The 12,628-nt window shown below is 70.1% G+C and carries 11 protein-coding genes; 3 read left to right on the forward strand and 8 right to left on the reverse strand.

Annotation, left to right across the window (positions count from 1 at the left end):
- On the reverse strand, positions 1–509 hold a 509-nt coding region (ssb, locus tag A9976_RS25530), incomplete at its 3' end, for a single-stranded DNA-binding protein (protein WP_183021315.1).
- 160 nt (positions 510–669) lie between these two features.
- The gene (locus tag A9976_RS25535; protein WP_183021375.1) at positions 670–1,845 is read right to left on the reverse strand and encodes an MFS transporter; all 1,176 of its coding nucleotides are present in this window, start codon (positions 1,843–1,845) and stop codon (positions 670–672) included.
- A 273-nt stretch (positions 1,846–2,118) separates the two neighbouring features.
- Here A9976_RS25535 and uvrA point away from each other — a divergent pair, with 273 nt between their 5' ends.
- Both uvrA and A9976_RS25545 read left to right on the forward strand, forming a co-directional pair.
- Positions 2,119–5,244 (forward strand): excinuclease ABC subunit UvrA, encoded by a 3,126-nt coding sequence (gene uvrA / locus A9976_RS25540; protein WP_183021316.1) that lies wholly within the window; start codon positions 2,119–2,121, stop codon positions 5,242–5,244.
- Between the two features lie 8 nt (positions 5,245–5,252).
- A complete protein-coding gene (locus tag A9976_RS25545; protein WP_183021317.1) occupies positions 5,253–6,407 on the forward strand; it encodes an FAD-binding oxidoreductase in 1,155 nt (384 codons plus the stop codon).
- Between the two features lie 3 nt (positions 6,408–6,410).
- Here the strand turns inward: A9976_RS25545 and A9976_RS25550 are convergent, their stop codons facing one another.
- The 4 genes from A9976_RS25550 to pyrF form a co-directional block, all read right to left on the reverse strand.
- A complete protein-coding gene (locus A9976_RS25550) occupies positions 6,411–7,388 on the reverse strand; it encodes a succinylglutamate desuccinylase/aspartoacylase family protein (protein WP_183021318.1) in 978 nt (325 codons plus the stop codon).
- 160 nt (positions 7,389–7,548) lie between these two features.
- Positions 7,549–8,532, reverse strand: a complete 984-nt coding sequence (locus A9976_RS25555; RefSeq protein ID WP_183021319.1) for a tripartite tricarboxylate transporter substrate binding protein — start codon at positions 8,530–8,532, stop codon at positions 7,549–7,551.
- A 155-nt stretch (positions 8,533–8,687) separates the two neighbouring features.
- A complete protein-coding gene (locus A9976_RS25560; RefSeq protein ID WP_183021320.1) occupies positions 8,688–9,593 on the reverse strand; it encodes a LysR family transcriptional regulator in 906 nt (301 codons plus the stop codon).
- Positions 9,594–9,613: 20 nt separating this feature from the next.
- Positions 9,614–10,441 carry an orotidine-5'-phosphate decarboxylase gene (gene pyrF / locus A9976_RS25565; protein ID WP_141830884.1) on the reverse strand — a complete coding sequence of 276 codons (828 nt, stop codon included), beginning with the start codon at positions 10,439–10,441 and terminating at the stop codon, positions 9,614–9,616.
- Positions 10,442–10,529: 88 nt separating this feature from the next.
- Between pyrF and A9976_RS25570 the strand changes: the two genes are divergently transcribed.
- Positions 10,530–11,411 (forward strand): DMT family transporter, encoded by an 882-nt coding sequence (locus A9976_RS25570; protein WP_034389732.1) that lies wholly within the window; start codon positions 10,530–10,532, stop codon positions 11,409–11,411.
- Positions 11,412–11,485: 74 nt separating this feature from the next.
- Here the strand turns inward: A9976_RS25570 and A9976_RS25575 are convergent, their stop codons facing one another.
- Both A9976_RS25575 and A9976_RS25580 read right to left on the reverse strand, forming a co-directional pair.
- Positions 11,486–12,085 (reverse strand): FlgO family outer membrane protein, encoded by a 600-nt coding sequence (locus tag A9976_RS25575; protein ID WP_183021321.1) that lies wholly within the window; start codon positions 12,083–12,085, stop codon positions 11,486–11,488.
- Positions 12,082–12,621: a hypothetical protein gene (locus tag A9976_RS25580; protein WP_012202759.1), complete on the reverse strand. Its 540-nt coding sequence runs from the start codon at positions 12,619–12,621 to the stop codon at positions 12,082–12,084. Before A9976_RS25580 ends, A9976_RS25575 begins: the two co-directional genes overlap by 4 nt.
- Positions 12,622–12,628 lie beyond the last annotated feature (7 nt).

Genomic DNA, 12,628 nt, shown 5'->3' on the forward strand with positions numbered 1-12,628 from the left:
GGTGCCATGGGCGAGGGAGCGGGGCGCTGGGCAGGGGCCTGGCGCGGTGCGGGCGCCGCCATGGGGGCAGGGGCCGGACGGCGCTGCTGCTGCTGGGGAGGGGCGTCGTAGCCGCTGTCGCCGTAGCCTTCATCGCCGTAGCCGCCGCCTTGCTGGCCACCGCCGCCGCCCTGGCGGCTGCCCAGCATCTGCATGCTGTCGGCGCGGATTTCGGTGGCGTAGCGTTCCTGGCCGGAGGCCTGGTCGGTCCACTTGCGGGTGCGCAGGCTGCCTTCGACATAGACCTGGCTGCCCTTGCGCAGGTACTGGCCCACGATTTCGGCCAGGCGGCCGTTGAAGACCACGCGGTGCCACTCGGTGGCTTCCTTGTTCTCGCCGGTGTTCTTGTCGCGCCAGCGGTCGGTGGTGGCGATGGTCACGTTGGCCACCTGATCGCCACTCGGGAAGGTGCGCATTTCGGGGTCGCGTCCGAGGTTGCCGACGATGATGACCTTGTTGACGGATGCCATGAGTGAAATACCTTTACATAGGGAAGTGGCCCGGGCATAGAGGGATGGATCCCGGGCCAGACGCGCCATTGTGCCGCAAGCCGTCCGCCGATGGCAGGGGGCGGATATCCGGGCGCGCCTGCCGGCTGCCCCGGCTTGTAACCGTCTGAAAACCCGCCGTTCAGCCGTGGCGGCCGACGGGGCGCAGCGGCCAGGTGACGACCAGCCACAGCACGGCCAGGACGCTCGTCAGGGTGAACAGGCCCGGCATGCCGGCCCATTTGGCGACGGCGCCGCCCAGGGCGCCGCCTGCGAACAGGCCCAGCGATTGCAGCGTGTTATAGGCGCCCAGCGCCGCGCCGCGCAGCGGAGCCGGGGCCATGCGCGATACCAGGCTGGGCTGGGTGGCCTCCAGCGCGTTGAAGCCGCAGAAGAACACGAACATCAGCAAGGCCATGGCCCACAGCGGCGGCTGCGCGCCGCCCGCCGCCAGCAGGCCCAGGCCGATCTGCACGAGGGTGATCAGGGCGATGGCGCCCAGCAGGGCCGCCCGCAGGCGCCCGCGCCGCTCCATGGCGAACAGGCCGCCCATGGCGGCGAAGGACAGCACCACGGCCGGCAGGTAGACATGCCAGTGCGCCTGCTTGTCCAGCCCCGCCTGCACCAGCATGGCGGGCACGGCCACCCACATGGACATCTGCACGGTGTGCAGCACGAAGACGCCCAGGTTCAGCCGCACCAGATCGCCATGGCGCCACAGCTCGGCCATGCGGCCGCGCGGCTGGTCGGCGTGGCGCGCGGGCTCGGGCGGGACGACCCAGAGCACGACGGCAATGCCCGCCAGCGCCAGGGCGCAGGTCAGGCCGAAGATGCCGGGCAGCCCGCCCCAGGCCGCCAGCAGGGGGCTGAGCACCAGGGCCAGCGCGAACATGAGTCCGATGCTGCCGCCCACCATGGCCATGGCCTTGGTGCGCACGCTGTCGCGCGTGAGGTCGGCCAGCAGCGCGGTCACGGCGGCCGAGACAGCGCCCGCGCCCTGCAGGCCCCGGCCCCACATCAGGCCCGGCAGCGAGTCGGCCGTGGCCGCCAGCAGGCTGCCCGCCGCAAAGACCAGCAGCCCGGCGACGATGACGCGCTTGCGCCCGAATCGGTCCGAAGCCAGGCCCAGCGGCAGCTGGAACACGGCCTGGGTGAGCCCGTACAGGCCCATGGCCAGGCCGATCATGGCCGGATCGTCGCCGCCCGGGTACTTGCGGGCCTCCAGCGCGAACACCGGCAGCACCAGGAACAGGCCCAGCATGCGCAGCGCAAAGATCAGCGCCAGGCTGGCGCTGGATCGGCGTTCCTGCGAGGTCATGCGGCCCGATGCGGGCGAGGAGGGGGCTGGCGCCTGGGCGCCGTGGACGGGTGTGGGGGAATCGAGCACGGGGTGCACTGTTGTGGGGGCAAGGAATCCGCCATTCTCGCCCATAGGCCAGCGCTGCGGGGTGGCTGGGTTATGCAGGGCAGTGCAAGACAGTTTTGTGAATGGGCACCGCAGCAGGCCCTGCCGCCCCGCAGACCGAGCCGCCATGCGGTGGCGCGGGTTCTGACCTATCATGGCGGGTTCGCCTTCGCAGGGGTTTTCCCGATGCCTGGTTCCCACACAATTTCCGAAGACGGCGGCCTGGACCGGGCCGCCGACTCCCGCTCCCAGCCCGACGGCCGCTACCTTGGCCAGGCGCTGGCGCAAGGCCTGACGCAAACGCGCATCGCCATCCGAGGTGCGCGCACGCACAACCTCAAGAACATCGACCTGGACATTCCGCGCAACCGGCTGGTGGTGATCACCGGGCTGTCGGGCTCGGGCAAGTCCAGCCTGGCCTTCGACACGCTGTATGCCGAGGGCCAGCGCCGCTATGTGGAGAGCCTGTCGGCCTATGCGCGCCAGTTCCTGGGGCGGCTGGACAAGCCCGATGTGGACCTGATCGAGGGCCTGTCGCCCGCCATCAGCATCGAGCAGAAGGCCACCAGCCACAACCCGCGCTCCACCGTGGGCACGGTGACCGAGATCAACGACTACCTGCGCCTGCTGTTCGCACGCGCCGGCACGCCCTACTGCCCCGACCACAACCTGCCGCTGCAGTCCCAGACCATCAGCCAGATGGTGGATGCGGCCCTGGCCCTGCCCGAGGACACGCGCCTCATGGTGCTGGGGCCGCTGGCGCGCAACAAGAAGGGCGAGTTCGCCGAGCTGTTCGCGCAGATGCAGGCCCAGGGCTATGTGCGCTTTCGCATCGACGGCAAGATCCACGAGTCCCACTCCCTGCCCGCGCTGGAGAAGAACGAGCGCCACGACATCGACGTGGTGATCGACCGCCTCAAGGTGCGTGCCGACGCCCAGCAGCGCCTGGCCGAGAGCTTCGAGGCCGCCCTGCGCGCGGGTGGCGCCGACGCCGGCGGCCGCGTGATCGCGCTGGAGATGGACAGCGGCAAGGAACACCTCTTCAGCGCCAAGTTCGCCTGCCCGCTGTGCAGCTACTCGCTGCCCGAACTGGAGCCGCGCCTGTTCTCGTTCAACTCGCCCATGGGCGCCTGCCCGGGCTGCGACGGCCTGGGCTGCACGGAGTCCTTCGACCCCGAGCGCGTGGTCGCCTTCCCCACGCTGAGCCTGGCCAGCGGCGCCGTCAAGGGCTGGGACCGGCGCAACGGCTACTACTTCTCCATGCTGGAGAGCGTGGCGCGCCACTACGGCACCGATGTGGAGCTGCCCTTCGAGGAGCTGCCCGAGAAGGTGCGCCATGTGGTGCTATGGGGCTCGGGCGAGGAGGAAATGCCCTTCAGCTACGTCTTCGACAGCGGCGCGCGCAAGGGCGAGTCCATGGTCAAGAGCCATCCCTTCGAGGGCATCATTCCCAACATCACGCGGCGCTGGCGCGAGACCGAGTCCAGCGTGGTGCGCGACGACCTGGCGCGGCTGCGCAGCGTCACCGTCTGCCCCGACTGCGGCGGCACGCGGCTGCGCCGCGAGGCGCGCTTCGTGCGCATCGGCGAGGGCGAGCAGGCCCGCGCCATCTACGAGGTGGGCCACGCCACGCTGGCCGAGGCCCATGCCTGGTGCGCGGCGCTGCAGCTGTCGGGCGCCAAGGCCGAGATCGCGGGCAAGGTGGTGCGCGAGATCGCCTCGCGCCTGCTGTTCCTCAACGACGTGGGCCTGAGCTACCTGAGCCTGGAGCGCGGCGCGGACACCCTGTCCGGCGGCGAGGCCCAGCGCATCCGCCTGGCCAGCCAGATCGGCAGCGGCCTGACGGGCGTGATGTATGTGCTGGACGAGCCCAGCATCGGCCTGCACCAGCGCGACAACGACAAGCTCATCGGCACGCTGCAGCACCTGCGCGACATCGGCAACAGCGTCATCGTGGTCGAGCACGACGAGGACATGATGCGCGCGGCCGACCAGATCATCGACCTGGGGCCGGGCGCGGGCGTGCATGGCGGCCGCGTCATGGCCCAGGGCAGCTACGAAGAGGTGCGCGCCAACCCCGATTCACCCACGGGCCGCTACCTGGCGGGCACCCAGCGCATCGAAGTGCCCGCGCGGCGCACGCCCTGGCAACCCGTGCTGGAGGCAACGGCCGAGGGCGAGGCCCGGCCAGCGGCCAAGGGCTTCCCGTCCCGCTCCCAGCAGCCCCCGGCCAATCCCGACAACGCAACCGCCCCCGGCGCGCCGCAACTGCAGGCCCTGCGCGTGGTGGGTGCGCGCGGCCATAACCTCAAGGGCGTGACGGCGGACTTTCCCGTGGGCCTGCTGACCTGCGTGACCGGCGTCTCGGGTTCGGGCAAGAGCACCCTGGTCAACGACACGCTCTACACCGAGGCCGCGCGCCAGATCCACCGTGCCGGCGGCGAGGCCGCGCCGCACGACGACATCATCGGCATGGGCCATTTCGACAAGGTCATCAATGTGGACCAGTCGCCCATAGGCCGCACGCCGCGCAGCAATCCGGCCACCTATACGGGACTGTTCACGCCCATCCGCGACCTGATGGCCGAGACCAACACCGCCAAGGAGCGCGGCTACGGCCCCGGGCGCTTCTCGTTCAACGTGGCCGGCGGCCGCTGCGAGGCCTGCCAGGGCGACGGCGTGGTCAAGGTGGAGATGCACTTCCTGCCCGATGTCTACGTGCCCTGCGACATCTGCAACGGCCAGCGCTACAACCGCGAGACGCTGGAGGTGCAGTGGAAGGGCCGCAACATCTCCCAGATCCTGGAGATGACGGTGGAGGACGCCCATGCCTTCTTCAAGGACGTGCCCACCATCGCCCGCAAGCTGCAGACCCTGCTGGACGTGGGCCTGTCCTATATCCGGCTGGGCCAGAGCGCGACCACGCTGTCGGGCGGCGAGGCGCAGCGCGTCAAGCTGGCCCAGGAACTGTCCAAGCGCGACACCGGGCGCACGCTCTACATCCTGGACGAGCCCACCACGGGCCTGCACTTCGCCGACATCGCCCTGCTGCTCAAGGTGCTGCAGCAGCTGCGCGATGCGGGCAACACCATCGTCGTCATCGAGCACAACCTGGACGTGATCAAGACGGCCGACTGGATCATCGACATGGGCCCCGAAGGCGGCTCGGGCGGCGGCCAGGTGGTGGCCACGGGCACGCCCGAGGACGTGGCGGCCAACCCGGCCAGCCACACGGGGCGCTATCTGCGGCCCTATCTGGAGGCAGCGGCGGCTCCCGCGCAGGCCAAGCCAGGCCGCAAGAACGCAAAGTGAGGCCGGCCATGGACAGCAGCATCCGTGATTTCGTGGTGGTGGGCGCGGGCATGGCCGGCGCCTCGGTGGCCTGGCAGCTGGCGCGCGACGGCGGCGCCTCGGTGCTGGTGCTGGAGCGCGAATCCCAGCCCGGCTACCACAGCACGGGCCGCTCGGCCGCGCTGTATGAGGAGCACTATGGCCCGCTGCAGGTCCAGGCGCTGACGCGCGCCAGCCGCGCCTTCTACGAGCAGCCGCCGCAGGGCTTTGTGCAGGCGCCCATCCTGGCGCCGCGCGGCGTGCTCTATGTGGGCACGGCCGCGCAGAAGGACCAGCTCGATGCCGCCCATGCCGAGGCCCTCCTGCACTCGCCCCAGGCGAGGCGCCTGGGCCCCGATGAACTCAAGGCCCTGGTGCCCTGCCTGAACACCACGCTGCTGGTCGATGGCTTTGCGGACGACGGCGCGCGCGACATCGACGTGCATGGCCTGCACCAGGGCTTCCTGCGCGGCCTGCGCCAGTGCGGCGGCGAGTTGCGCTGCGGCGCCGAGGTCCGTGCGCTGGCGCAGGACGGCGGTGTCTGGACCGTGGACCTGGCCGACGGCAGCCAGGTGCGTGCGCGCTGCGTGGTCAACGCGGCCGGCGCCTGGGCCGATGCGCTGGGCGCGCTGGCGGGCGCAGCGTCCATCGGCCTGGTGCCCAGGCGGCGCAGTGCCTTCACCTTCGCCGTGCCCGAGGGCATGGATGCCGCGCACTGGCCCGCCGTGATCAGCGCCGACGAGGGCTTCTACTTCAAGCCCGATGCGGGCCAGCTGCTGGGCTCGCCCGCCAACGCCGACCCCGTGGCGCCGCAGGACGTGGCGCCCGAGGAACTGGACGTGGCCACGGGCATCTGGCGCATCGAGGAAGTGACCACGCTGCAGATCCGCCGCCCCTCGCACACCTGGGCCGGGCTGCGCAGCTTCGTGGCCGACGGCGAGATGGCCATTGGCTGGGACGCCTCGCCCGTGCCGCTGCCGGGCTTTTTCTGGGTGGCCGCCCAGGGCGGCTACGGCATACAGAGCGCCTTCGGCTACAGCCTGCTGGCGCGCAACCTGCTGCGCGGCGAGCCGCTGGATGCGCGCCTGGCCGCGCAGGGCGTGCAGCCTGAACGGCTGTCGCCCGCGCGCTGCCAGCGCCCCTGAGGCTCAGAGCGGCGAGCGCCGCGCAAAGCGCACCACGGTCACGCCCGCACGCGCCTGGCGCACCGAGGGCATGACCAGCACGCAGTCGCCATAGGGCGTGATCACCGGCTCGCCATCGTTGTCGCCGATCACCGTGCCGGCCTTCTCGAAGCGCTCCAGCCCCGTGAACGGCGCCGTGAAGCGAAAGCCGCTGCTCTTGGCCACCACGGGCGCCGTGACTTCCAGCGCCCACTGGGCCGGTGCGTCGGCCTGCTTCCAGCCGGGCAGGGCGGCGTGCAGCGCGCCGTTGTCGAAGATGGCGGCCACTTCGAGGAAACGCAGGCATTGGTCGTGCGCCACGTCGCGGCTGGCCAGATCGCCATGGAAGCCGCATTCGATCAGCAGCGAGCGCGAGTCGCCGGCCTCGGCGTCGGGCAGGCCGAAGCGCCCGTAGTCGCGCAGCCGCGTGCCGTCCTTGTGGCCGGCATCCACGACGATGTTCGCCGGCGCGCCCATCTGGCGTGCCAGATCGCGGTTGCGCGGCTGCATGCCGGTCAGCAGCAGCGGGGCCGAGGGCTCGTGCATGGAATGCAGGTCCAGCAGCCAGTCGGCCTGCTGCACGAAGGGGCGCAGCGCGGCGGCGCGGCGGCGTTCGCGGGTGCTGCCCTCGTCGATGCGTGCGTCTATCCACTGGCGGTTCATGTCCTCGTCCACGAAGCGCGAGGCATCGTGGCTGGCCGCGTCGAAGCGGTCGAAGGCATCGAGGTTGGCCAGCACCAGGGTCAGGCGGCCGTTGTCCAGCGCCAGGCCGTTGTGCAAGGCCTGAAGCAGCCCGGAAACGGCCCAGGCGCCGCAGATCTCGTTGCCGTGCACCAGCGCGGAAATCATCACGTGGCGGCCCGGGCGTCCCGAGTCGAATTGCCACACGCCCTCGGTACCGGTATTGCCCGCGCGCCAGGCGCTCAGGTCGGGCAGGGGAAGGTCAAATCGCAAAGTTTCCATCACTCACTCCGTTGTCTACACGCGCACGGCTTTTGCAACTGGCGCAGCGCAAGCGAGGGCAGCCAAGCAAGGGCCGCCCCGCAGCGAGGGCTGCGTCCCCCCGCCCGCCGTGCGCAGCACGGCGAGAGTGGGGGGAAGCGGCGCAGCCGCTCAGGGGGGGTCAATTCTCAATATGGGCAAACTGGACGATTTTTGTGTACTTGGCGATCTCGGCGTTGATGTACTTGCCGGCATCCGTCTTGGGATCGGCCACCACCGAGCCTGCCTCTTCCATCTTCTTGCGGAACTCGGGCGAGGCCATGGTCTCGTCCAGCGCCTTCTTGACCCTGGCGGCCACGGGTGCGGGCAGGCCCTTGGGCGCCATCAGCGCGAACCAGACGTTGATGTCCACGTTCTTGTACTGGGGCAGCTCGGACAGGGCCGGGATGTCGGGCGTGATGGCCGAGCGCTTGGCCTCCGTCGTGCCCAGGGCGATGACCTTGCCCGCGCGGATCTGGGGCAGGCCCGAGGACAGCACGAACATGCCGAACTCGATGTTGTTGCCCACCAGGTCCGTGGTCAGGGGCGCCACGCCGCGGTAGGGGATGTGGGTCATGTGCAGCTTGCCCTGCTCCTTGATCATTTCACCGGCCAGGTGCAGTGCCGTGCCCACGCCCGAGCTGCCGTAGCTGAACTTGCCCGGGTTCTTGGCCACCAGGGCGCTGAACTCGGCGGCGGTCTTGACGCCGGCCTTCTGCGAGGCCACCAGCACCATGGGCTGGGAGCCGATCATGCCGATGGGCGTGAAGTCGCCGATGGAGTACTTGATGCTCTTGTTGATCAGACGTGCGATGGCCAGCTCGTTGTTGGCACCCACGAACAGCGTGTAGCCGTCGGGCGTGGCCTTGACGGCCTTTTGCGCGCCGATGGCGCCGCCGGCACCGCCCAGGTTCTCCACCACCACGGGCTGGCCCAGGCGCGAGGCCAGGCCATCGGCCACGAAGCGGCCCACCAGGTCGGTGCTGCCGCCGGCGGGGTAGCCCACGATCATGGTGATGGCACGGTTGGGGTAGCTGGCGGCGTCGTCGGCGAAGGCGCTGCCGGTGGCGGCGATCAGCAGGCCGCAGGCCAGGGCGGAGCGGCGCAGGAGGGAGTTGCTGGGCATGGGGTTATTCCTGAAATGTATGAGATTGATTGTGCGAAGGACTACCCAGGCATTTGGTGCTGATTCGGCACGAGGCGGAGCCATTGCAGCACCAAAAACCTCTTGTTCCACAGCGCGGTGCGGGTTTGCACCAGGAGGGCGCATGCATGCACCCGTCAGGCGCCCGTGATGTCGTTCCAGAACTGCTCGGCTGCAGGACCCAGGTGGCGTTTGGGACGGTACAGGCGCACGTCGAAGTGCACTTCCAGGCCCGGGTCGCCGGCCACGGCCAGGCGGCCGGCCTGGCAGTCGCCGCGCACCATGGACCACGGCATCCAGGCCAGGCCCAGGCCGCGCAGCACGTATTCGTAGTGGGCGTCGGCCGAGTCGCAGTCCACGCAGCGGCGCAGGCGAGGCGCCAGCGGATGCCGGGCCAGGTGGTCTTCCACCAGGCGGCCCAGGGCCATGCTGTGCGAGAAGGCCAGGTAGGGGACGGGAGCGACGGGCTGGTGGCTGGTCGACAGCTCGTACAGCGGACGGCCCTGGGCGTCGGCGCGGGCCACGGGCACCAGCCTGTCCTGCATCACCGTCAGGTAGCTGAACTGGCGGCCGTCCAGGCGCACGCCAATGGCGGCGTGGTGGTAGACCAGCGTGAAGCTGACTTCGCCGCGCTGCAGCATGGCCACGGTCTCGTCCAGCGTGCGTGTGACCACGCGCAGCTCGGCCGTCTGCAGCACGCTGCCGTGGCGCGTCAGCCAGTCGGCCACGATGGTGCGCGCCAGCGTGCGCCCCGTGGCCAGCGTGATCACGCGGGCCTGGCGCCCGGCCACGGCCTGCAGTTCATCGTGCGACTGGGCCAGCGTGCGCACCAGTTGCTCGGCCGTATCGCGGAAGGCTTCACCGGCCGGCGTCAGCCGCACGGGGCCGCCGCCGGGCTCGACCAGGGGCGTGCCGGCCCAGGCCTCCAGCGCGCGGATGCGCCGCCCGAAGGCCGGATGGGTGACATGGCGCAGCTCGGCCGCGCGCGTGAAGCTGCGCTCCTGGGCCAGCAGCAGGAAGTCTTCCAGCCATTTGCCTTGCATGGCCGGGCTTCCCTGCCGTCTCAGGCAGCGGCTGCGTCTTGCAGCGTCTGGCGCGTGGCCTGGGCGGCGGTGCGCGCGGCGGCAGCGAAGTCGTCGCCCTGCGATGCATAGAGCACCGCACGCGAGGAATTGATGATGATGGGACCGCCGCCGATGCGCGCCGCCTTGACCGTGGCCACGGCGTCACCCCCCTGGGCGCCCACGCCGGGGATCAGCAGCGGCAGCGAGGGCGCGAATTCACGCACGCGCTCGATCTCCTGCGGGCGCGTGGCGCCCACCACCAGGCCGAGCTGGCCGTTGGTGTTCCAGGGGCCTTGCGCCAGGCGCGCCACATGCTCGAACAGGTGGGGCTGGCCCGGCAGGTCGGCCAGGCGCTGGGCCTGCAGGTCGTCGCCGCCGGGGTTGGAGGTGCGGCACAGCAGGAAGGCGCCCTTGCCCTCGTACTGCAGGTAGGGCGTGATGGAATCGAAGCCCATGAAGGGCGACAGGGTCACGGCGTCGGCGCCATAGCGCTCGAAGGCTTCCTTGGCGTACTGCTCGGCGGTGGAGCCGATGTCGCCGCGCTTGGCGTCCAGGATGATGGGCACATGGGGCGCGACGGCGCGCATGTGGGCCATGAGCTTTTCCAGCTGGTCTTCGGCGCGGTGGGCCGCGAAGTAGGCGATCTGGGGCTTGAAGGAGTTCACCAGGTCGGCCGTGGCCTCGACGATGGCGGCGCAGAAGTCGTAGATTTTGCTTGCATCGCCGCGCATGGCCGCAGGAAAGCGGCTGGGTTCGGGGTCCAGGCCCACGCACAGCATGGATTGGTTCTGGGCGGTGGCATTGCGCAGCATGTCGAGAAAGGTCATGGGGCGCGATTTTAGCGATCGGCCCTTCCCGGGGCCTGTCGCCGGGCATCCAGCGGGCCTGGCGGCCCGCGGGCACAATCGGCGGCCTATGCCTGCCTTCACCGCCCGACAAATCCTTTTGCTGATCGCGCTGACCCTGATCTGGGGCATCAACTGGCCGGTGATGAAGCTGGGCGTGCAGCATTTCCCGCCGCTGAGTTTCCGCATGGCCTCGATGTGGGTGGGCCTGCCCATCCTGGCGGCCTTCGTGGTCTGGCGCCGCCTGCCGCTGGCCGTGCCGCGTGCCTATTGGCCCCGGCTGGCGCAGCTGACGCTGTTCAACATGGTGCTGTGGAACAGCCTGATCATCATTGCCATCCCCATGCTGTCCAGCGGGCGGGCGGCCATCCTGGGCTACACCATGCCCATCTTCTCGGCCGTGCTGGGCAGCCTGTTCTTCCATGACCGGCTGGCGCCGCGTGCCTGGGCGGGTGTGGCGGCGGCCTTGGCGGGCGTGCTCCTGCTGCTGTGGCACGAGGTCGGCGCCCTGGGCAGCCGCCCCATCGGCGTGGGCCTGATGCTGGCCGCCGCGCTGAGCTGGGCCTTCGGCACGCAGAAGCTGCGCCGCGCCGAGGTGCCCGTGCCCCTGCTGACGATGACGCTGTGGATGGTGGCGCTGACCGCGCTGACGCTCACGGTGCTGGCCTTCGTCTTCGAACGCCACCTGTGGCACTGGCCCGACGCCCAGGCCACGGGCGCCATCGTCTTCAACGGCGTGCTGGTGCTGGGCTTTGGCCAGACGGTCTGGTTCTTCCTGGCGCGCAGCCTGCCGCCCGTGGCGTCCACGCTGAGCGTGATGATGATCCCCGTGCTGGGCGTGTTCAGCGGCGCCTGGTGGCTGGGCGAGGTGCTGCACTGGCAGGACTGGACGGCCGTGGCGCTGATGGTGGTGGCCATCGCCTCGGTGCTGTGGCCGGCGCGCGGCCGCTGAGGGGAATCAGGCGAAGGTAGGGAGAAGAAGACGCAGCCTGACTGCGCACACGGGCGCAGGCAGGCTGCAGTGCCTCAGCGTTGCGCCGTGGCCGGGGCGCCCAGCAGGCGCTGGATGTCGATGTTGTTGGGCAGGGCGTAGTCGTGGCTGCGCACGATGCGGCTGTCGTCGGTGCGAACCAGCTTCAGGCTCACATAGGTGTACTTGGCAGCCGCCGAGTACGTGCCCACCAGGACCAGGGCCGCATTGTGGTTGCGGGCGATGTCCTTGATCTCGCGCGACAGCAGCAGCTCGCCCGTGCCTTCCTTGACGTACACGTCGCCGCGCAGCTTCAGCTCCTTGACGTTGTAGCCCTTGGAGGACAGCTGCGAGGAATACAGCTCGCTGAGCGTGCGGCCCAGCGGGGCCGAGCGCGTCAGGTCGTTGACGTTGACCACGGTGGCCACGAGCACGGGCGCCTCGCCCAGCTCCTCGGTGTTCAGGCCCCTGACCAGCTCGTCCACGGCAGCGCGGCTGCTGGCGATGAAGGGGTTGGCTGCGGCCGACTGGTAGGTGGGCTCGCCGCGGCGCGCTGCCGACGATTCGGGCGTGGTCGCGGGGGCGGGCACGGCACAGGCGGACAGCAGGGCCGCCGCAGCCAGCGCGGCCGGCAGGAGAGGCGTGCGCAGCGTCATTGGCCCACCACCTTCAGGTTCTTGGCGGGGAATTCGGGGCGCTCGTCCTCGGCCGTGAACAGCACGGCGTCGCTCTTTTCGAGGTAGTAGACGTCGGTCTTGCGCGCCAGGTACTGGTTGTTGCGCACCACCGTGGTCGTCAGCACGAGTTCGGGATTGGGCAGGCGCTTGCCGTGGCGCACGACCTGGGCGCCGTAGCTCACCTGCAGCTGGGCCTGGGCCGGCTGCTGCATGACGGTCACGCCGCTTTGCACGAGCTTGGTGATGATCAGCTCACGGAAGCCCTTGTCGAACTGGCTGGGCTCGGCCGGCAGGGCCACGTGGACCGGCGTGGTGCGCTCGATGCCGGTCTTTTGCAGTGTTTCCAGCGTCTTGGCGACGACATCGTTGGCCACGGAGTCCCAGTGGCCGGCAGCGCCGATCTTGGGCTGGGCCGTGGCTTCGAAGTAGCTGGTCATCGGTGCATTGACGCAGCCCGCCAGGGCCAGGCAGAGGCCCGCCAGGGCCAGGCCGCCAGCGGATTTGAACGATCGCATGGATTTC

It is taken from the genome of Delftia sp. UME58 (assembly GCF_014170385.1).
GTDB classification, from domain to species: domain Bacteria; phylum Pseudomonadota; class Gammaproteobacteria; order Burkholderiales; family Burkholderiaceae_C; genus Comamonas; species Comamonas acidovorans.

Excerpts from the sequence above, each read along its gene's own strand:
- A9976_RS25560 (WP_183021320.1), bottom strand. The coding sequence starts at position 9,593 with ATGCAAGGCAAATGGCTGGAAGACTTCCTGCTGCTGGCCCAGGAGCGC.
- A9976_RS25570 (WP_034389732.1), top strand. The coding sequence starts at position 10,530 with ATGCCTGCCTTCACCGCCCGACAAATCCTTTTGCTGATCGCGCTGACC.
- A9976_RS25535 (WP_183021375.1), bottom strand. The coding sequence starts at position 1,845 with ATGACCTCGCAGGAACGCCGATCCAGCGCCAGCCTGGCGCTGATCTTT.
- pyrF (WP_141830884.1), bottom strand. The coding sequence starts at position 10,441 with ATGACCTTTCTCGACATGCTGCGCAATGCCACCGCCCAGAACCAATCC.
- A9976_RS25555 (WP_183021319.1), bottom strand. The coding sequence starts at position 8,532 with ATGCCCAGCAACTCCCTCCTGCGCCGCTCCGCCCTGGCCTGCGGCCTG.
- A9976_RS25580 (WP_012202759.1), bottom strand. The coding sequence starts at position 12,621 with ATGCGATCGTTCAAATCCGCTGGCGGCCTGGCCCTGGCGGGCCTCTGC.
- A9976_RS25575 (WP_183021321.1), bottom strand. The coding sequence starts at position 12,085 with ATGACGCTGCGCACGCCTCTCCTGCCGGCCGCGCTGGCTGCGGCGGCC.
- A9976_RS25550 (WP_183021318.1), bottom strand. The coding sequence starts at position 7,388 with ATGGAAACTTTGCGATTTGACCTTCCCCTGCCCGACCTGAGCGCCTGG.
- A9976_RS25545 (WP_183021317.1), top strand. The coding sequence starts at position 5,253 with ATGGACAGCAGCATCCGTGATTTCGTGGTGGTGGGCGCGGGCATGGCC.
- uvrA (WP_183021316.1), top strand. The coding sequence starts at position 2,119 with ATGCCTGGTTCCCACACAATTTCCGAAGACGGCGGCCTGGACCGGGCC.